This is a genomic window from Micromonospora sp. NPDC005254, from assembly GCF_042872525.1.
Lineage (GTDB): Bacteria > Actinomycetota > Actinomycetes > Mycobacteriales > Micromonosporaceae > Micromonospora.
Map to the genome: position 1 here is coordinate 238,762 of NZ_JBIAKM010000007.1, position 18,877 is coordinate 257,638.

The window sequence follows — 18,877 nt, forward strand, 5'->3', positions numbered from 1 at the left end:
CGCGGTCGTGCCGGCCGACAGGTGCGCGGCCGGGGCCGGCGGCCGGCACGGGCCCGGCCGGGGGACGGGTCAGTCGGCGGCGACGGTGACCGTGCATCCGACACCTCCCGGACAGCTCAGCAGCACAGTGACCGCACGGTCGACGGCAATCCGGGCGACCGCCTCGCCGCCGTCGTCCGGCTCGACCTCGGAGCGCACGGTGAGGTCGGCGTCGCGGGGCGCCGGAGCGCGCACCACGAACGGGCGACCACTGCGCAGCACCAGCGTCCGCAGCTCGCCCGGGTCGGCGACGCGCACCGCGCAGCCGCCGACGAAGCTGAGCACGTCGCCGGTGCGGTCGCAGTCGGCCTGCACGGTCGCCGGGTCGACGCTCGTACTCGCGCCGGCGAGCCGGCCGAGCCGCTCGACGACCCCCGGCGGATCGTCCGCGCGGCCCTGGTCGCCGCCGGAGACACCGACGGCGAGGACGAAGAACGCCACCAGCAGCGCCGCCAGGGTCACCAGCACCACCTTCTGCCGACCGCTCATCGCTGCGCGACCGCCCCGGTCACCTCGGTGAACCGGATCTGGTCCACGCCGGCGAAGTACCTGTCGAAGCCCTGCGTCTTGCCCACCGCGACCAGGGTGAGCGTGTGCCGACCCGGCCCGAGCCGGACGGTGCCCACGTCGGTGAAGTCCTGCAGGACGACCGTCGGCGTGAAGCCGAAGAAGGTGCCGCCGAGCTGCACCCCGTCGACCTGCCAGATGGTGTTGGCGTAGTCGAAGGACGTGGTGCGCCTGGTGGAGAACCGCCAGAGCGCGTCGGCGGGCAGCTCGACCGTGACGCTCACCCGGTCGCCGGGTGCCAGGCCGGCGAAGAACAGCTGCTTGTCGCCCGACCAGGTCACGTCGCAGCAGTTCGGTTGCGCCCCGACCGCCGCGGCGGTCTTCGCCGGGGATTCGATTCGAGCGCCGTCGACCAGGCTCTCCGCCTCCACCGTCACGACCCGTGGCGTGCCCGGTGTGGGTGTGCCGTCGGGGCGGGTCAGCAGGTAGCCGACCACTCCGGCGACCACCAGCACCAGCGCCGCCGCGGCGGCGATCCACGGCCAGGGCGTCCGCTTCGGCGCGGCGACCGCGCGGACCTCGTACGTCACCCGGCCGCTGGAGCGCGAGCTCTCCTCCGGCGCGGTGTTCGCCGAGTACGCGAACCCGGTCATGTCGTAGCGGCGCGGCGCGATGCCCGCCGGTACGGCGAGGCGGACCAGGAAGGACACCGAGCCCTGCCCGGGAACCACCCGCTGCGGCTCGGTGACCGTGAACCAGGCCCGCTGGCTGCCCTCGCCGGGTGCCACGTCGAAGACCACGGTGTCCGGTGCCAGGCCCGGATTGGAGACGGTGAAGGTCAGCTCGCCGTGGTTGGCGGCATCCAGGGTGAACTGCGACGCGGCGGCGACGACGGTCCATTCGGTGGTCATGACGGCTCCTCTGCGGACGGTGTCGCGCTCGGCGGGCTGGGTGGCGGCGAAGCGGCGACGACGATCTCGGCGGTGGTCGACGCGGGCTTCTCCGCCTCGACGATTCGGGTGATCACGGCGAGCTGACCGGCGGCGGCCGCCGGCACCCGCACCACGATGTGGAAGGGCCGCTCGTCGGGTTCGTCGATGACGAACCCCGGCAACCCGGTGGCCAGCTCCAGCGCTCGGCGCATCCCGTACGGGGTCCCGCGCCACCGGGCCAGCAGCGCGCCGTTGGCCACCAGGTCACGGAGCCGGCCCACCGGCAGCGGCAGCGGGGCGTCCGGTCGGGGCGAGGCCACCACGTGGTCCATCGCCACCCAGCGGGTCAACCGCACGACCAGGTGGTCGGGCGCCCGGTACGGGTCGAACAGGGCGTCCACCTCGGCGAGGATCGCCTCGTCCGGAGCGTGCAGCCCCTCCATGACGTCCAGCAGCGCCCAGAGCACGCTGCCCGGCACGCACGCCCGCTGGTAGGCGGCGGGCAGCAGCCGCTCAATCGCCGAGCGTCGCATCCTGGCGCACCACCTCGATGTCGTGCTCGCCGGAGCAGAGCAGCCACGTGTCCGGGACGGTCACCACGTCGGCGGTGGCCTGGTTGGCGCTGGCGGTCCAGTTGACCGCGTCGGCACTGCGGTACACGCCGCGCTCACCGCAGGCCAGGACCAGTCGGTCGCCCGCCGTGGGACCGTTCGCGCCGACGGTCGCCGGGCCGCTCACGGCGACGGCGTCCACCGGCACGAACCGGGTCCGGTCGCGCAGCGGCAGCCCGCAGTTGACCGACACCGACTGCCACTGCGGCTGGGCCGCGAGGGTGTCCAGCCGGAGCACCCCGCCGCTCTGCGTGGCGGCGAGGGCCTGCGATCCGGCGAACGCCAGGTCGCGACAGGTCCCGCCGATCCAGCCGGCCTGCACGGTCTGCCACTGCACGTCGGACTCGAACAGCCGGGTGCGGTGGCAGCCCTGGCCGGGCTTCTTCGGGTCCGGCTCGCCCGCGCCGCTCCACAGCAGGGTGGCCGGGCCGTCGTACTGCACCGCGAGGACCCGGTTGTCCACGTTGGAGAGGCCGACGTGCGCGAAGCTGCCCGGCCGGCCACCGGCGGTCGACAGGTACACCCCGAAGCCCGCCTGCGCGGCGACCGCCACACCGGGAGCGCCCCGCTCGGAGACGAACGCGCGTACGGCGTAGAAGCCCCGGTCGGCGTCGGACGAATCGACGAGGATCTGCAACGGCACCGCGCCGGGCAGCAGCGACACCTCGTACAGCCCGGTGTCGGTCGCCACCAGCAGCGCGCCGGCGCCGTCGCGGTCCAGCCACGCCACGTCGGAGATGCGCGAGTCCAGGTCGGTCAGCAGCGACCACGTCTCACCCAGGTCGGTGCTCAGGTGCACCCGGGAGCCGCCCGAGGCGCGCAGCGTCACCACGGCCACCGAGCCGGGGCGCGCGACGATGCCCGGCCGCACCGGCGCGGGCGCGGGCGCCACCCGCAGCACCGTCTCGTCGTCGAACCGGCCGGCCGGCTCCCAGCCGGAGCCCGCGTTGCTGGAGCGGAACAGCACCGGGCCGCGTCCGGCGTACCAGGTGCGCGGCTGGTACTGGTCGACGGCGAGAGCGCGGACCTCGGCGTCGGGGGCCTCGTCGACCACGAACCGCACCGACTCGACGTAGCGCACGCCCGGCTCGGCGTGCTCCAACAACCGGTACACGTTGGACGCGCGCAGCGGCTCACCGAACGGCCACCCGGTCGGGTTGAGCGCGGTGGGCAGCGGGCTGAGCGTCTGGTGCAGCCGGTCGTGGATGCGTCGCCGGACCGCGTCCACGTCCTCCTCCCGGCGCACCACCACCCGGGCCCGCACCGACACCGCCTTGAACCGGGCCCAGGTGGCCCGCGAGCGGATGCCGACCATCCGGCGCTGTTCCAGGTCGCCCTCGACGCGGTGGCGGGCCTCGGGCACCTCGTGCTCGCGCAGCACCGCCACCGGCAGCCGGCCGCCCGGGCGGGCCGTCGGCGGCACGTACGGCACCAGCACCACCTCGACCTCGCCGGGCCGGGCGAAGCTGTAGACGGCCGAGCGGGTGAACGCGCGGGCCCGCGCCACCGCGCCGGAGCTGGTGGCCAGCACCTCGAAGTCGCGGGCGGTGACGGCGCGCTGCTGGGCGAAGAACTCGTACGGGCCGCGCAGCAGCACCGATTCCAGCGCCTCCATCTCCCGGCCGCCGGCCGCGGGCGCGGGGTTGTCGACCCGTACCCCGGGCAGTGGATCGCGCAGGCTGGTCAGCGTGCCGGCCGCCACGTTGCCGGTCGGACCGCCGCCGGCCCGGTACCAGAGCCGGACCTGTCGCCCGGCCGGCGGCACGGCCGCCACCGTCACCGCCCCGCCCGGCCCGGCGGCCTCGCCCGCACCGGCGGGCGGTCGCAGGTCGAGGGCCGGGGCGAAGGTGACGGTGCCCGAGCAGCGGTCGACGAGGTACGCCTTGGCCTGCGGACCGAGCCCGGCGAAGCTGTCCACCGGCTGCCAGATCTCGAACGTGCGGCCGTCGTGCTCGCGGGCTGCCACCCCCAGCTCCACCGAGCCGGCCGGCACCTCCACCCCGAGCAGCAGGTCCAGCGGCTCGCCGGTGTGGGTGAGGGGAGCGTGCGCCGCCCGGAGCACCTGGCCGGGCTGGCCGGTGCCGACACCCAGCAGCTCCGCCTCGACGGGCTCGCAGTGGTGCATGCGGACCGTCACCGACGCTTCCCCGGCCGCCAGCAGGGCCGGTTCGGTGGTGACGAACAGGACCGGTCGGGGATCGGCGCCGCGCGCCGCCGCGACCCGCAGGCCGGCCGGGATCCGCACCGCGTCCCGGTCGGTGCCGGCGCGGGTGAACACGACGTCCGCCCAGGCCGCGGTGGGCGCGTGCCGCGCCACCCCGAGCAGGTTCAGAAACGAGACGTAGGCCTTCTCCGGCAACTGGTTCAGCCGGTAGATCATCACTTCGGTGAGGTGCGCGAACGCCTCCACCAGCGCCATGCCCGGGTCGTGCGCCGACAGGTCGGTCCAGGCGGGGCAGGACTGTTGGATCCGCTCGCGGGCCTCGGTGACGAGGTCGAGGAACCCACGGTCGTCCAGGTGCGGCACGGGCAGCGTCATGACTGTCCTCCCGGTTCGTCGTCGGCGGGGAGCAGGTCCACGGAGAACACCAGCTGCCCGGGTGTCAGGCTGGCCCGCACCCGGTAGTCCAGCCGGATCACCAGCCGCCACGCGTCGTCCGGGTCCGGGCCGGCGTCGGTGTCGATGACCTCCACCCGGGGCTCCCAGCGGGCGATGGCCTGCCGGACGTAGTGGATGGCCAGCCCGGCCGTCGTGTCGTCGTTGGGCGCGAAGACCAGCCGGTGCAGCCGGGAGCCGTACCCGGGTCGCATCAGCCGCTCGCCCGGCGTCGTGGACAACAACAGGAACAGCGCCTGGCGTACGCTCTCGTCGCCCTCGGTCATGGCCAGGCCGCCGGCCGCGGTGAGCGCCAGCCCGCCGCCCCGGCCGGCGTCGAAGCCCGCGCCGACGAAACGGAACGCCCTCATCGGTCCGCCCCCAGGAACTGCTGGCGCGGGTCGCGGACGGTGTGGTGGACCGCTCCCGGCGGTGTGCCGTCGGTGAACCCCTCCAGGTGCGAGAGCACCACCCGGTGCCCGTCGACGCGCAGCCAGTCGCTGTAGCCGACCCGGACGGTCAGCGTCTTCGCGCACGGCTTGATGGTCGGGCCGTAGTTCGGGCAGGCGATGATCTTTCGTCCCTCCGGGTCGTCGTCCACAAGCACCGGCACGGCGGTGACGGTCACCCAGAGCTGCGAGGGCTGGTTCTCGACCCGGCCGTCGTGGTCGCAGGTGATCACCGAGTCGCGGTGGATCCAGCGCATCAGCCGCCTCCTTCGTGATGGGCGCGAGCGAGCGAACGGGCCTGCTGCGCCGCGGTGGTCGCGTCCTCGGGCGCCTCGGCGTGCAGGAAGTCCACGCTGCGGGCGCGGACCACCATGGCCCGGCCCGGCGCGGAGATCACCAGGTCGCTCGCCGCGTGCAGGGTGGCCAGGTCGGGGGTGAGTTCCAGCCAACTGCCGCCCTCGGTGGCGAGCCGCAGGCTGCGCTGGACGTCGTCCACGACGATCGACTGCCCGCCGGCGGTCCGCAGGGACCAGCGGCGGGACTTCCCGTCGTCGACACCCGCGTCGTACGGCTCGACGGCGCCGAACAGCGAGCCCAGCACGACGCCCGAGGCGGGCTCGCCACCGGGCAGCACCACCAGCACGGTGTCGTCCGGATCGGGGAGCGCCACCAGGCCCTTGCCGCGTCCCGCACCGGGACAGAGCACGCCGAGCCAGCCGGCGTCCAGGTCCCCGTACGCCGGCAGGGTCAGCCGCACCCGGCCCAACCCGTCGGGGTCGGCCACGTCGGTGACGGTGCCCAGGGTGACCACCGCGCCGCCCGCCGTCGTGGGGGCAGCGGGCGGTGGCACGGTGGAGAAGCGGGTCAGGTGCCCGTCGCCGTCCACGGTGTGCACCACCTCGGTCAGCACGTACGCCCCGGCGAGCGGGTCGGGCACACCCGTCAGGTCGATCCGCCGGCCCGGCCGCAGCGCCGGATCGCCCTCGGCCAGCCCTTCGGCGGTGGCCAGCGCGGCGGCGCGCAGGTCCAGTCGCGCCTGGGCCAGGGCCCCCAACTCGTCGTCGCTGCGCCCCGGCTGGTCGACGGCGGTGCGTACCCCGTCCGCCCCGACGTCGGCCGGGTCCGGCCGGTCACCGGCCGGTCGGCCGCAGCGCGCCTCGTCGGCCTGCTGGCTGATCGGCTCGGCCCGCTGCGGATGCCAACCCAGCGCGGCGCTGGCGCCGCTGGCCTGGTCGGCGTTGGTGGACAGTCGCAGGGTGTGCACACCCGCGCCCAACCTCAGCGCGACGGGCTCCCCGTAGCCGGCGAGGGTGATCAGCCGGACGTCGTCGCCGTCGGCGGCCAGGTGCAGCCCGGCCCGGCCGGTGACCTCCCGGAGCAGCTCCAGGTCGCTGTGCCGGTGCTGAAGCAGCCGTTCCAGTCGCGGCCCGTCGCTCTCCGCCGTCACGGTCAGCCCCACCTCGCCGCACAGCTCACGGGCCAGCTCCGCCGCCGTCACCGAGGTGAAGACCCGCAGGTCCTGCCGCTTGCGCAGGCGGTGCAGCGCGTCGTACGCCCGCAGGCGCAGCACGGCCGCGCCGTCGGCGGCGTACTCGACCTCCACGGCGGTCACCTCACCGGTGAACAGCGCGTCGGGATGATCGGCGAGCCGCACGTCGAGGGTCGTGCCCGGCCGCGCCGCCGGGTCGAGAGCGCCACCCCCGGCGGCGGTGGCGAGCACCAGCTCGGCCTGGGTCGGCTGGTCGAGTCGAGCGGCCACGCGCAGCGAGCGGACCCGCTGGCGGGCCGCGGCGTTCAGTTCCACCCCGTCCAGCGAAACGGTCAGCGCGCGGGGCGCGACGCTGGTCATGGCGTACTCCCCGGGCCGGTGCCGAGCGGCGTGCTGTCCGGGTTGGTGCTGGCGGTCGTCGTGCCGGTCGGCGTGGCCCAGCTCGCGGTGGCGATCGAGGCGCCCACGAACGACGCGCCGGCGCCCACCGCGCCGGCCACCGCCCGCGCCATCCCGGCCAACGTCGACTCCGGCCCGCCACCGCCCGAGGCGCTGGTGGGGACCGCGAGGGTCGTGCCGGCGGGCACCGCGAGCGGGTCGGTGATCCGGTTGTGCTCGGCCAGCAACCGCCACCGCAGCGGCGACCCGAGCGCGTCGTTGGCCAGCAGGTCGAAGCGCACCCCGGAGCGACCCGGTTCGGCGGCACCGTCACCGGCGGCGACCACGGCGCTGCCCGGGGCGGCCGCCGGGGTGCTCACCGCGGCCAGCTCCTCGGCGAATCCCGCCTGCGCCTGGTCGGCCGTCTCGGCGGCCCGGACCAGCTTCAGCCGCAGCCAGGAGCGCCGCGGCGAGCCCGTGCCGGTGAACGCGTCGAACCGCTCGGCCACCGCGATGATCACGCCGGGCACGTTCCAGGTCTTACCCCAGACCAGCCGGACCAGCGGCGGACGCAGCCACCCGTGCTCGGCGGTGGAGTTCTCGGCCAGCATCCACAGCGGCCGGGTGAGCACCCGTACGTCGGTGGGGCGGACCTGGGCCTGGACGAAGTCGACGTCGAACAGCAGGTCGAGCACCAGCTCCGTACGGCCGCCGCCGGTGAAGACCAGCGGGTCGTCGGCCAGTCCGGACCCGGTGAGCTGCCCGCCGCCCGCGCCCCGATGACGTACGCCGGCGAGCCGGGTCACCTGCACGGTCTCCGGGTTGAGCAGGCAGTCCACCCGCTCCCCGGAGGAGTCGATGAGGAAGGCGACGCGTTCCATCAGCCGCCCGCCTGTTCCCGATCCAGGCGGTCCACGTGACCGGCGTCGAGCGCCGCCCCGGGCACCGTCCACAGCGGAGCGTCGTCCGGCAGTTCCGGCCACGGGTCGACGGCCGTGGACGCCGGGAACATCGTGCCGACCGACCATTGCCCGGCACTCGGTTCGCGTTGATCGCGGTGGCTGTGGTCGGGCTCGGCGGGCTGTGTGGCCCGTACGCCGCCCTGCTGTGCGCGATCGTCCGGTAGGGCGGGCCACAACCCGCTGCCAGCGCCGCCCCTCGCCATCCCGCCGACGGCGGTGGGGGCGGTAGTGGATCGTGGCTGGAAGGTGCCCCTGGAGGGGCCGAATTCCTCGACGATCGCGGGCGGGGAGCCGCGCCGGGTAGTCGGGGGCGGGGCGGCGGGCACGCCTGCCCGGGTCGGGTTGCGTGCGTCGGTGGTCGGGGTGTCACGTCGTGCCGGTCCCATCGGTGCGGCCGCCGTGGCCGTCCGGGTCGCCGCGCCCCGCCACGATGACGGGCGCGAGGGCCAACGATCCAGTATCCGGCCGGACCAGCGCCGATTCGCCAGCGAGGACGCCGCCTTCCCGCCGTGCCCGCCCGGCAGGTGGGTGGCGGCGTCGGAATCGCCACCAGGGCTGACGCCGCCGATTCCCGAGCCGCCCGGTCGACCGTCCGGGCCGGCGTCGGGCACCCGACCCGACCTCCCATCCCGGCCCGAGGGCCGCCATCCCTCCGATCTCCCGTCCGCCCTCACCGCACCCGTCCGGCCGAGGACGTCTGACCCGCCGAGCACGTCTGACCCGCCCGTCCCGGCGACGCCGGCTGTCCCGGCGAGACCGGCTGTCCGGCCGAGGCCGTCTCTCCCGCCGAGGCCGGCCGTCCTGCTGAGGCCGTGGCCGTCGGGTGCACCGGGGCCGCCTACCGTGCTCGGGCCGCCCGTCGCGCCGAGGTCGTCCGCCGTACCGGTCGCCCGGACGCCGCGTGCGTCGTCGTCGGGTTGGGCGGCCGGGCCGCGAGCGCGGCGGCCGGCCCGCTCGGCGAGGCGCCGGCTCTTCTCATCGGCAGAGCCGGTTCCTCCCTCGACCTGGTAAGGGCGAGCCTGAGTGGTCGACGGCAGGCCACCTTCTCCCCGGCCGTCCTGCCGGTCGTCGCGGCCCGGCGTCTGCTCGACGCCGCCAGGGGTCGCGTCGAGGTCCAGTTCGCGCAGCAGGCCGGGGGCGTGTGCGGCGACCAGGTTCAGCCAGTGCTGGGGCGGCTCCCCGAGACGACGTGGCACCTGCGCCGGAGGCGCCGGGGGTACGCCGGTGTTCTCGACGAGTCCGGCGAGGCGCTGCACCGCGCCGGCCGCGGAGCGGAGCCGACCGGCCAGCCAGCTACGCGGGCGTCGGCGCGGCGGCACCGCCGGTCTCCAACTCCAGGCCCTCGTAGCGCAGCGTCAGCGAGGCGATGGCGATCTCGTGGCTGACCGTGTTGAGGTGCGCCCCGCGCCACCGGGTGGGCCAGGCGTCGATCAGGTTCCAGCGCAGCACCTCGGCGGTGCCCGCGGAGTCCAGCAGCACCACCGACACGTTGCGGCGGTTGAGGGTGCCCTGGGCGGTGGCGTTCACCCAGTCCCACAGCTCGCGGGACGCGGTGAGGCCGAAGTGCAGGGTCACCGGCTCGTACTCGGCCTGGCCGGGGACCATCCGCGTCGGTCCGGGGCCGTGCTCGCGGTACGGCTGCCCGGGGATGTTCACCTCCAGTCCGCTCATCTCGGTGAAGTGGCCGTTGGTGACGCCGTTGATGAGGAGCCGGAAGTTGTACGCCCGGTACGGGTCGACCGGGGCGCCCGGCTGCGGGGTGGCTGTGGTGGGCATGTGTCAGCCTCCGATCGTCTCGGTCTCGGTGCCGCCGGCCCACTGGCTCAACTTGAACACCACGAATTCGGCGGGCTTGACGACGGCGATGCCGATGTGGGCGATCACCATGCCGGCGTCGCGGACGTCCACCGGGTTGGTCTCCTCGTCGCACTTGACGAAGAACGCCTCCTCGGGGCTGCGCCCGAGCAGCGCGCCGTCGCGCCACACCCGGGTGAGGAACGCCCCGATGTCGCGCCGGATCGAGCGCCAGAGGGTGAAGTCGTTCGGCTCGAAGACCATCCAGCGGGTGCCGTTGGCGATGGCCTGCTCGATGGCGATGCTGAGCCGCCGTACGTTGAGGTAGCGCCACTCGCTGGCCTCGGCGGCGAGCGTACGGGCGCCCCAGACGCGGATGCCCTCGCCGGCGAAGTAGCGGATCACGTTGACGCCCTTGGGGTTGAGCACGTCGTGCTCCGGGCGGGTGACCAGGTAGCCGAGGTTGACCGCGCCGCGGACGGGTTCGTTGGCCGGCGCCTTGTGCACGCCCCGCAGGGCGTCGGTGCGGGCCCAGATGCCGGCGAGGTGCCCGCTCGGCGGGGTGAGTTCCAGCTCTCCGCTGATCGGGTCGCGTACCTCGATCCACGGGTAGTAGAACGCGCCGAACTCGGACTGCCGGGGCCGGTACGCCGGTCCCTCGCCGCCGCCGGACCCACCGGGTCCCGCGCTGCCGGCAGCGCCCTCGGCGGGCTTGGGCGGCTTGCCGGACGACGGGGTGGCGACCCGGGTCAGCGCGGAGATGTCGTCGATGTCCGGGGCCGGGTCGCAGATCGCCACCATGGTGCGGGTGCGCTCGGCCATGCTGAGCAGCGCCTCGTGGGACACCACGTCGGAAAAGCCCGGAGCGGCGATGATGGAGATCTCGTCGATGGCCTCCAGCAGTTGCAGGCCACCGCGTCGCTGGCCGGTGCCGGTGATGGCGCCGCCCTCGCCGACGTTGACCACCCAGCATCGGGCGCCCCCGTTGTCCAGGAAACCGAACACGGCCCGGGCCAGTGGGGTGCTCTCGATCTGGTTCCCGTCGGCGAAGAGCCGCAGGAACTCGGTCCAGTTGTTGACCGGTACCGCCTTGCCCAGGTGGGCGCCGCGGTTCGGGGCGACGCCGACGAACGCGGCGATGCTGGTGCTCGCCGGTCCGATCGGTCGGGCGCCGCTGGGGACCTCCTCGACGTAGATGCCGGGGGAGAAGTAGCTGGGCATCGGTCCTCCTGTGCGGGTGGGCGTCAGTGGGTCGGTGGTGCGCAGACGATGACGATGTCGTCCTCGCCGGCGTCGACGTCGGCGGTGAGCACGAGACCGCGCCCGCTGAGCCGCAGCCGTACCGGGCCGGGGTGTTCGGGGTCGTGCGGGACCCCGGCGATCAGGAACCGGCCGTCGGGGCCGGTGCGGGTCGCGGACGCGGTGCCGGGCAGTTCGACGCGCATGGCGGCGAGCGGTTGGTCCGCGGGGCCGACCACCCGGCCGGCGAGGGTGCGCATCGACAGCTGGCGCAGCCGCAGCGGTTGCAGGACCGGCGGCGCCGCCGGCGTCGGGTGCTCCACCTGCGTGGGCACGTCGATCAGCAGCGCCGGTCGGGGCGCGGCGTCGAACGCGTTCCACAGCGCGGCGTCGCCGGCCTCCAGCACCAGCGGGTAGCTGCCGTCGCTGGTCGCGGCGGTGAGCACCCGGTCCAGGACGGCCAGCCCGGCCGGCCCGGCCACGCAGAGCAGGTAGCGGACCGTGAACCGGTACGGCTCGCGGACCGCGCCGCTGGAGCGCGTCTGCTGGGCCGGGCGCAGCTCCAACGGCCACAGGGTCAGCCCGTCGGCGTCGACGCCCGCGTGGGGCGGGCCGATCGGGACGGGTTGCCCCGCCACGCCGGTCAGCCATGCGGCCAGCTCGGCGGTGGCCGTCTCGATCGGTCCGCGCCCGTCGGTGGTCATCGCGGCGGCGTCCCCTGGATCCGGTAGGCGATGGCCTCGTTCCACACGTGCGGGTAGACGCCGATCTCGAAGTAGCGGGTGAACCGGTTGATCGGCGCGTTGGTGTGGTCGTGGTAGAGCAGCCAGACCGGCGCGATGGTGAACAGCACGTAGTTCGCCAGCACCAGCGGGATGTAGAGCGGGCCGAGCAGACGCGCCTGGAAGATGTGCACGTCCTCGTGGCGCTGGATGCCGGAGCTGGAGCCGGCGCAGACGGTGCCGATGGTGGTGGCGTAGCGGGGTGAGACGCCCTCCACCACGCTGACCCGGCCGCTGCCCGCCGAGGTGGGCCGGTCCAGCGAGTGCCCGAAGATCAGGTGCACGGCCAGGTAGATGGCCCCGACGATCGTGTTGAGCAGGCTCCACGTGTGGTCGACGACGAAGAGGAAGATGCCGCGGGCGTCCGGCGCGTACACCCCGGCGGAGGTGACCGCCCAGCCGAACGCCGCGCCGATGAGCAGGCCCACGACGGCGCCGATGAGCAGGCCGACCGGGCCGCCGGCCAGGAGGCCGAGGACGGCGCCGAGACCCACCTGGATCGCCGCGCTGAGAATTCCGAAGATCATGACGTCACTCCTCAGACCCACGAGCGGAAGACACGGGGCTCGCGACCGCTCGCGAGCTGGGTGGGCGTCGCCTGCCGGTTGCCGGGCGGGAACTGGTTGACGCCGAGCGCGGCAGAGAAGATCACCAGCGCGTTGAAGAACGCGATGACCCACTTCTCGCCGCCGGCGTCGTCGGCGAAGGCCGCGGTCAGGTAGGACAGCAGCAGCGCGATGGCGATGGCGATCCACTTGCGGAGCTTGTCGCCGCTCGGGCCGATGAGCCCGCCGATGACGTTGGTGGCCAGCAGGGTGGCGGCGCTCGCGCCGGCGATGGTCCCCAGGGCGGCCCAGGTGAAGAGATCGTTCACGGCGATCCCCCTTTTCTGCGATGGTGCGACCGGGATGTGGTGGTGGTGAGGGCCGGTGCTCCGCGGGGGAGCACCGGCGCCGGTCGCCGTCGTCGCGGGCGGCCGGGGCCGGACGTGGCCGGCGGGGCCGGCCACCGGATGGATCAGCCGGGCCCGGGAGCGCCGGCGGGCGGGCCCGGCGAGGTCGGCCCAGTCGGCCCGGGTGCGGTCGCGCCGGGTGCGGTCGCGCCGGGTGCGGCCGGCGCCGTCGGGCGACGGCGGCGCAGCAGGAGTACGCCCACCGCGGCGAGCACCAGCAGCAGGAGTACGCCGCCGCCGACCAGCAACCACGGGAAACCGCCGGAGTCGGAGGCGGCGGCTGCCGGTGACGCCGAGGGGCGGGGCGGGGCCTCGGCGACGGCCCGCAGTTCGATCGGCTTGTCCTGGTTGGAGTCGACCTTCCAGGTGACCGACCGGCCGTTGACGGTGCCATTGGTGTCGATCACCCGACCGGGAAACGTCACCGAGATCTCGAACGACATCAGCTTGAGGAAAGCCTGCTGTTGTTGAGGATTCTGCTGGGCAATTTTCCCGCCGTATTTCTTCGGGTCCAGCGGTAACGTGAAACGGTAGAAGTCGCCGTCTCGGACCAGTTTGACGCTCTCGCTGTCGAAGCTCGCCAGCGGTGCCCTGCGGTAACTGATCTGGGTGCCGAAGAGTTTGCCGTCCTCGTAGCTGGTCTCCTCGCCCGGCGGCAGCGCCGGAATGTTCTGCCGCAGCTCGGCGAAGGCCGCCGGGATGTTCTTGTTCCGGGCGCTCAGCAGGGACTTCTGGGCGGTCAGCAGCAACTGCCCGTCGACCGTGTCATCGGCGTTGACGGTGAGCCCGATGTTGAGTTGCATGCAGCCGCTCAACGCGGCGAGAAGAAGGAGGCACACCGCGACGCGGAGTGCCCTACCGCGGTTGACGCTCCTGTTCATGCGCTCAGTGTGTGTGATCGCTTTCACCATGAGCAGTCAGCGATCGGTCACAAGGCAGTCGCCGATTGTACCGGCGCACTGTCGTATTCGACCGAGGTGGGAAGCGGCGCAAAAGAATAAACTGGAGTTTTGCGTCCCGGTGTGCCCGACCCCGGGCTGAGTCGATGATCGTGGCCGGCTGGGTGGCCGCTCTCTCAGCCCGCCGGTGGTCGCCAGTCGACCTGCCGGGTCATGCCGCGCAGGACGGCGCCGGCCGGGATCAGTCGCAGCGCGGCGGCGCGCACAGCGAGGGCGAGCGGGTTGCGCAGTTGTTGGCCGTACCGGCCGGCGCGCAGCGAGGCACGGGCGATGGCCTGGCTGCGGGGGCGACGCTGCTCGTCGTACGCCGCCAGGGCGGCCGGCAGCCCCTCTGCGCCGCCGGAGCAGGCCGCGCCGAGCACGACCGCGTCCTCGATCGCCTGCCCGGCGCCCTGCCCGAGGTTCGGCGTCATCGCGTGGGCCGCGTCGCCGAGCAGCGCCACCCGTCCCCGCACGTACGAGGGCAGCGCCGTGGCCAGGTGGTGGATGTCGTTGCGCAGGACCACCCCGGGTGGGGTCGCCGCCAGCAGCGCGGGAATGGGCTCGTGCCAGGCGCCGAAGTGGTCCCGTACGGCCGCCAGCTCGTCCGGGGCGTGGCCACCGGGCGGAGCGTTGAGTGCCGCGTACCAGTAGACCTGGCCCTCGCCGAGCGGCACCATGCCGAACTCGGCAGCCGGGCCCCAGGTGATCGCCGTCGGGATCGGGTCGGGGAACGCGACGGCGGCCCGCCAGGCCGTCGAGCCCGCGTACACCGGGGCCGGGATCTCCGGCCAGAGCTGGGTGCGCAGTCGGCTGTGCAGGCCGTCGGCGCCGACGACCAGGTCGGCGTCGAGGGTTCGTGGGCCGTCGGGCCCGTGGTGGCGCACCGTGGCGCGGTCGGGTTCGGACTCGACGTGCTCGACCTCGGCTCCGGTGTGCAGCGACGACGCGGGCAGCGCCTCGCGCAGGATGCGGTGCAGGGTGGCCCGGTGGATGCCGAGCGCGCTGGTGCCGAGCTGCCGGATCATCTCCGCCGCGTCCACCCGGGACAGCCACCGGCCCCGCCGGTCCCGGATCCCGCCGGGGGCCTCGGCGTGCGCGCTGGACCGCAGCGCCGGGCTCAGACCGAGGGAGTCCAGGGCGCGCAGCGAGTTGGCCATCAGGGTCAGCCCGGCGCCCACCTCGCGTAGTTCGGGGGCGCGTTCCAGCACGGTCACCCGCCACCCGTGCCGGTGCAGGGCGAGGGCCGCGCTCAGCCCGCCGATGCCGCCGCCGACCACGACCGCGTGTGGCTCGCCCATGTCCCCACCCTTCTACATCTGTAGAAGAGTGATACTACCTGCGGACCTCGACGCCGAAGGAGACCCGTGACGGCCCGCGCCAACCGGATCGCGCTGCTGACCGACGCCGCCATCGAGCTGATCGCCGACGGCGGGATGCGGGCGCTGACCCACCGGGCCGTCGACGGTCGCGCCGGGCTGCCAGCCGGCACCACCTCCGCGTACCTGCGCACCCGGCAGGCACTGATCGAGGCGGTGGTGGAACGCCTCGCCGAGCGGGAACGGACCGACCTGGCCGCGTACGACCTGCCGACCGGCCCGCCCTCCCCGACGCCGGGTGCCCGGCTCGACGGCGACGACCTCGACCGGCTCGCCGCCGGGGTGGCCGAGGTTCTCGACCGCTGGCTGAGCACCGGACGCAGCCGAACGCTGGCCCGCTACGCCTGTCTGCTGGAGGCGGTCCACCGCCCCGAACTGCGCGGCATCCTGCACCACGGCACCGGCATGCGGGCACAGGCACGGGACCTGCTGACCCGGGCCGGGGCCACCGATCCCGACCGGCAGGGCGACCAGTTCGTCGCCTTCGTCGACGGGCTGCTCTTCGACCGTCTGGTCGGCGCCGGCGCGCTCACCGCCCCGCCCCCCGGCGGCCCGGCCAGCCGCGCCGATCTCGCGGGCGCCGTCCGTACGCTGCTGCGCGCCTTGACCGGCAGTTGAGCCTCGGGCCGGTGCGCCGACCCGCAGCGCGTACGGCGGGTCGACCACCGAGCCCGGCAGGACGGCGCGGCGACCGTCGCGCAGCCCGGTGAGCGGGTCGATCGCGCGATGGTGAACGATCGCGAGGGGCGCTCCGGGCCGCCGGAAGGGCGCGGGCGATCATGGACCCCCGGCGTGCGGTCGAGGTGAGCGGAGGTGGGCGATGGCGTGGTTCGGGGGCCTGCGGGTCGCCGCTCACCGGCTGCGGCAGGGCTGGCGGCCGGTGCTGGAGGCGACCGTCGCGGCGACCGTGGCCTGGCTGCTCGCCACCCGCCTGCTCGGGCATCCGCAGCCCTTCTTCGCGCCGGCTGCCGCGCTGATCGTGCTCGGCCAGGCCCGCGGGCAGCGGATCCGGCGGGCCGTCGAGGTCGTACTCGGGGTGGCCGCCGGAGTGCTCGTCGCAGACCTGGTCGTGCAGGCGCTCGGCCCGGGCACCACGTGGACGGTCGGCACCGTCATCCTGCTCACCGTCCTGCTCGCGGTCGCCTTCGGCGCCACCGGCGTGACCCTGGTCCAGGCCGCTGTCTCCGCGCTCTACCTGGTGGTGGTCGCGCCACCGGACGGGTCGCTGGTGCCGTTCCGCTTCGTCGACGCGCTGGTCGGCGGCGCGCTCGCGCTCGCGGTCAGCCTCCTCGTCGACGCCCGGCACCCGCTCGCCCCCCTCGTCGCCGAGGTGCGGCGGACCTTCGACGAGTTGGCCGGCCTGGTGGGCGGGATCGCCGACGCGCTGGACGGTCGCGACGAGTCGGCGGCGATGGCCGCGTTGACGCGGGCCCGGGGCATGGACGCCCGGGTCGACGGGCTGCGCGAGGGCGTGCTCGCCGCCGGTGAGGCGCTGCGGCTCAACGTGCGCCGGCGCCGGCACATCGGCCGGCTACGGTCCGTGGACGAGTCGATCCGGCAGACCGACTACGTGGTCCGCAACGTCCGGGTGCTGGCCCGCGCCGGGGTGACGCTCAGTCGACTGCGGACCCCGACGCCGCCGGAGCTGGGCGAGGCGCTGCGCTGCCTGGTCGAGGCGGTCCGGGAGGCCGGCGCGGCGCTCGCCGCCGACCTGGACGGGCGGGAGGAGGCCGCCGACCAGCACGCCGTCCGGGCGGACGAGGCGGCGCTGGCCGCCGTCCGCACGGCCGGGCAGCTCTTCGGGTCGACCCAGACCCTCCCACTCGCCATGATCATCGGTCAGATCCGGGCGACGGCCATCGACCTGCTGCGGGGCGTGCACCCCGACGACGACGCCGCCGTCCTGGCCCGCGTGGACGAGGCCCTCGGCCTGCCCGTCGTGTGACCCCTCACCGCGTCCCTGCGCTCGGGTCTTGCCCGGTGCCGGCGGTGAGCCATCCGGTGGCGCTCGCGCGGATCGGGGCGGGGACGTCGTGGCCGTCGGGGAACTCCTCGTAGGTGACGTCGTAGCCGAGGCCACGCAGGTGCGGCACGAAGCGGCGGCTGCACACGTCGATCGGCAGGACGCGGTCGTCCACCCCGTGCGAGACGAAGATCCGCGGCCGGCCCCGGATGCGCGGCGGCGCGGCGAAGCCGGGGGAGAAGGCCAGCACCGCGTCCACCAGGTCGCCGTTGGCCAGGCCCAGCGAGAGGGCGTACGAGGCCCCGTCGGAGAAACCGCCAAGCGTCACACCGCTGACGGGGTAGCCGTCGAACGCGCTGGCCAGCAGCGCGTCGATGTGCTGCACGTCCACCCCGAAGCCTCCGGCGAGCAGGTCCCAGCTGGCCCCCGACGACTGCGGGGCGACCAGCAGCAGGTGATGCGCGTCCGCCACCGACAGCAGCAGGTCCAGGCCCTGCCGCGCGGAGCCGCCCGCCCCGTGCAGCAGCACCACCAGCCGGTACGCGGCGCCGTCGGCCGCCGGCTCCGGCACGTACGCCATCGCCGGCCGGCCGCCGTCGCCGCCGGGCAGCGGCACGAGGCCGGTGGGACCCGACACCACCGGCGGGTGCGGGCGGGTGGTCAACCGGCCGTGCCGGGGACCCTGCGCGGACGCTCCGGTCGGCGGCGCGGAGTCGGACACGGGCCACCACTCCTCGCGGTCGGCGAAAGGTGCGAGGCGGTTACCCGACCGGCCGCCGGTTAACCGGCGGCCAGCTCAGGCGCTGTCGCGGGTCACCAGGGCGGACGGGAAGAGCGTCGCCGGCGCGGCCGGGCGGCCGGCCAGCACGGCGGTGGCCGCCGCGGTGGCGATCCGGCCCACGGGGTGGCTCGCGGTGGTCAACGCCGGCGCGGTCATGCCGGCCAGCGGGATGTCGTCGAAGCCGGCCACCGCGACGTCACCAGGCACCCGCACACCGCCCTCGCGGAGCGCCGCGATGACCCCGAGCGCGGTCTCGTCGCTGATCGCGTAGATCGCATCGACGTCCGGCCAGCGGCGCAGCGCCTCGCCGGCCGCCGCCCGGCCACGCGCCGCCGTGAAGTCCCCGTCGACCACCCGCTCGGGTAGGCCGGCCTGGCGCATCAGGTGGCGGTACGCCTGCACGGGGCGCTGCGAGCACGGCAGCCACGCCGGACCGGTCACCATGGCGATCCGGCGGCGGCCCGTCGCGTACAGGTGGCGCAGCACCGCGCCGGCGCCAGCGGTGTTGTCGACGTCGAACGACGGCACCACGGCCGAGCCGATGCCGATCGAGGCGACCCGGCCGTGCAGCGAGCGGGGTACGGCGTCCAGCAGGGCCTCGGTGGTGTTGACCAGCACGACGCCGCACACGCTGCGGTCGGCGGCGAGCCGGTCCAGGCCGCGTGGGTCGCCCAGCGGCAGCCAGTGCAGCGCCACCCCGACGCCGGCCGGCGCGCACACCCGGGCGGCCGAGCCGACCACCCGGTGGACGTACGGGTCGTCCAACACCGCCGCGCTGGTCCCCGCGACGGCCACCACCAGACGTACGCCGCCGCCGCGCACCAGCGCGCGGGCGGCCGGGTTGGGCACGTAACCCAACTGGTCGGCGGCCGTCACCACGCGCTCCCGAGCGGCCGGTGAGGCGAACCCCGTCCCGGCGATCACCCGCGAGGCCGTGGACCGGGACACCCCGGCGGCCCGGGCGACGTCCTCCAGAGTGGCTGGCCGGTGTGCCGCTGCCGTCATCGTGCCCTCCCCCCGGCGCCCGCCCGGGGCGGGCGTACGCCTGCCAGGAATCATCCCCCGGCCTGCGCGTCTCCGGTAAGG

Annotated in this window: 20 protein-coding genes; 2 read left to right on the forward strand and 18 right to left on the reverse strand. The window is 74.8% G+C overall.

The window, feature by feature from the left end; translation table 11 throughout:
- Window positions 1–69 precede the first annotated feature (69 nt).
- The 16 genes from ACFYPR_RS22465 to ACFYPR_RS22540 form a co-directional block, all read right to left on the reverse strand.
- On the reverse strand, window positions 70–528 hold the full coding sequence (locus ACFYPR_RS22465; protein WP_355137383.1) for a hypothetical protein: 459 nt from the start codon (window positions 526–528) through the stop codon (window positions 70–72).
- On the reverse strand, window positions 525–1,457 hold the full coding sequence (locus ACFYPR_RS22470) for a hypothetical protein (RefSeq protein WP_387179720.1): 933 nt from the start codon (window positions 1,455–1,457) through the stop codon (window positions 525–527). Before ACFYPR_RS22470 ends, ACFYPR_RS22465 begins: the two co-directional genes overlap by 4 nt.
- On the reverse strand, window positions 1,454–2,011 hold the full coding sequence (locus ACFYPR_RS22475; RefSeq protein ID WP_355065247.1) for a phage tail protein: 558 nt from the start codon (window positions 2,009–2,011) through the stop codon (window positions 1,454–1,456). Before ACFYPR_RS22475 ends, ACFYPR_RS22470 begins: the two co-directional genes overlap by 4 nt.
- Window positions 1,992–4,628 (reverse strand): putative baseplate assembly protein, encoded by a 2,637-nt coding sequence (locus ACFYPR_RS22480; RefSeq protein WP_387262238.1) that lies wholly within the window; start codon window positions 4,626–4,628, stop codon window positions 1,992–1,994. The genes ACFYPR_RS22475 and ACFYPR_RS22480 overlap by 20 nt, the downstream gene beginning before the upstream one ends.
- The gene (locus ACFYPR_RS22485; RefSeq protein ID WP_354862851.1) at window positions 4,625–5,056 is read right to left on the reverse strand and encodes a GPW/gp25 family protein; all 432 of its coding nucleotides are present in this window, start codon (window positions 5,054–5,056) and stop codon (window positions 4,625–4,627) included. The genes ACFYPR_RS22480 and ACFYPR_RS22485 overlap by 4 nt, the downstream gene beginning before the upstream one ends.
- Window positions 5,053–5,391, reverse strand: coding sequence for a hypothetical protein (locus ACFYPR_RS22490; RefSeq protein WP_354862849.1), 339 nt, complete (start codon window positions 5,389–5,391; stop codon window positions 5,053–5,055). Before ACFYPR_RS22490 ends, ACFYPR_RS22485 begins: the two co-directional genes overlap by 4 nt.
- Window positions 5,391–6,983: a contractile injection system protein, VgrG/Pvc8 family gene (locus ACFYPR_RS22495; protein WP_387262241.1), complete on the reverse strand. Its 1,593-nt coding sequence runs from the start codon at window positions 6,981–6,983 to the stop codon at window positions 5,391–5,393. Before ACFYPR_RS22495 ends, ACFYPR_RS22490 begins: the two co-directional genes overlap by 1 nt.
- Window positions 6,980–7,882: a hypothetical protein gene (locus tag ACFYPR_RS22500; protein WP_387262244.1), complete on the reverse strand. Its 903-nt coding sequence runs from the start codon at window positions 7,880–7,882 to the stop codon at window positions 6,980–6,982. The genes ACFYPR_RS22495 and ACFYPR_RS22500 overlap by 4 nt, the downstream gene beginning before the upstream one ends.
- Complete coding sequence (locus tag ACFYPR_RS22505; RefSeq protein ID WP_363939500.1) at window positions 7,882–8,013, reverse strand: hypothetical protein; 132 nt, start codon at window positions 8,011–8,013, stop codon at window positions 7,882–7,884. The genes ACFYPR_RS22500 and ACFYPR_RS22505 overlap by 1 nt, the downstream gene beginning before the upstream one ends.
- A 1,243-nt stretch (window positions 8,014–9,256) precedes the next feature.
- Window positions 9,257–9,739 carry a phage tail protein gene (locus tag ACFYPR_RS22510; RefSeq protein ID WP_354862842.1) on the reverse strand — a complete coding sequence of 161 codons (483 nt, stop codon included), beginning with the start codon at window positions 9,737–9,739 and terminating at the stop codon, window positions 9,257–9,259.
- Between the two features lie 3 nt (window positions 9,740–9,742).
- Window positions 9,743–10,978 (reverse strand): phage tail sheath subtilisin-like domain-containing protein, encoded by a 1,236-nt coding sequence (locus tag ACFYPR_RS22515; protein WP_355065261.1) that lies wholly within the window; start codon window positions 10,976–10,978, stop codon window positions 9,743–9,745.
- A 23-nt stretch (window positions 10,979–11,001) separates the two neighbouring features.
- Complete coding sequence (locus ACFYPR_RS22520; RefSeq protein WP_355065263.1) at window positions 11,002–11,700, reverse strand: carboxypeptidase-like regulatory domain-containing protein; 699 nt, start codon at window positions 11,698–11,700, stop codon at window positions 11,002–11,004.
- Window positions 11,697–12,305, reverse strand: coding sequence for a glycine zipper family protein (locus ACFYPR_RS22525; RefSeq protein WP_354862837.1), 609 nt, complete (start codon window positions 12,303–12,305; stop codon window positions 11,697–11,699). Before ACFYPR_RS22525 ends, ACFYPR_RS22520 begins: the two co-directional genes overlap by 4 nt.
- A gap of 11 nt (window positions 12,306–12,316) precedes the next feature.
- Complete coding sequence (locus tag ACFYPR_RS22530; protein ID WP_355065267.1) at window positions 12,317–12,652, reverse strand: hypothetical protein; 336 nt, start codon at window positions 12,650–12,652, stop codon at window positions 12,317–12,319.
- A gap of 143 nt (window positions 12,653–12,795) precedes the next feature.
- Window positions 12,796–13,611 carry an LppM family (lipo)protein gene (locus ACFYPR_RS22535; RefSeq protein WP_387262248.1) on the reverse strand — a complete coding sequence of 272 codons (816 nt, stop codon included), beginning with the start codon at window positions 13,609–13,611 and terminating at the stop codon, window positions 12,796–12,798.
- A gap of 194 nt (window positions 13,612–13,805) precedes the next feature.
- Complete coding sequence (locus ACFYPR_RS22540) at window positions 13,806–14,969, reverse strand: FAD-dependent oxidoreductase (protein WP_387262252.1); 1,164 nt, start codon at window positions 14,967–14,969, stop codon at window positions 13,806–13,808.
- Window positions 14,970–15,035: 66 nt separating this feature from the next.
- On the opposite strand from ACFYPR_RS22540, the gene ACFYPR_RS22545 reads away from it, so the two are divergent.
- Both ACFYPR_RS22545 and ACFYPR_RS22550 read left to right on the forward strand, forming a co-directional pair.
- Entirely contained in the window at window positions 15,036–15,665 is a 630-nt protein-coding gene (locus tag ACFYPR_RS22545; protein WP_387262255.1) for a TetR/AcrR family transcriptional regulator, read from the forward strand.
- Window positions 15,666–15,867: 202 nt separating this feature from the next.
- Window positions 15,868–16,992, forward strand: a complete 1,125-nt coding sequence (locus ACFYPR_RS22550; RefSeq protein ID WP_355065273.1) for an FUSC family protein — start codon at window positions 15,868–15,870, stop codon at window positions 16,990–16,992.
- Between the two features lie 4 nt (window positions 16,993–16,996).
- Here ACFYPR_RS22550 and ACFYPR_RS22555 read toward each other — a convergent pair whose 3' ends face one another.
- Together ACFYPR_RS22555 and ACFYPR_RS22560 are read right to left on the reverse strand one after the other, a co-directional pair.
- Window positions 16,997–17,731, reverse strand: coding sequence for a phospholipase (locus ACFYPR_RS22555; protein WP_355065275.1), 735 nt, complete (start codon window positions 17,729–17,731; stop codon window positions 16,997–16,999).
- A gap of 75 nt (window positions 17,732–17,806) precedes the next feature.
- The gene (locus tag ACFYPR_RS22560) at window positions 17,807–18,796 is read right to left on the reverse strand and encodes a LacI family DNA-binding transcriptional regulator (protein WP_355065277.1); all 990 of its coding nucleotides are present in this window, start codon (window positions 18,794–18,796) and stop codon (window positions 17,807–17,809) included.
- Window positions 18,797–18,877 lie beyond the last annotated feature (81 nt).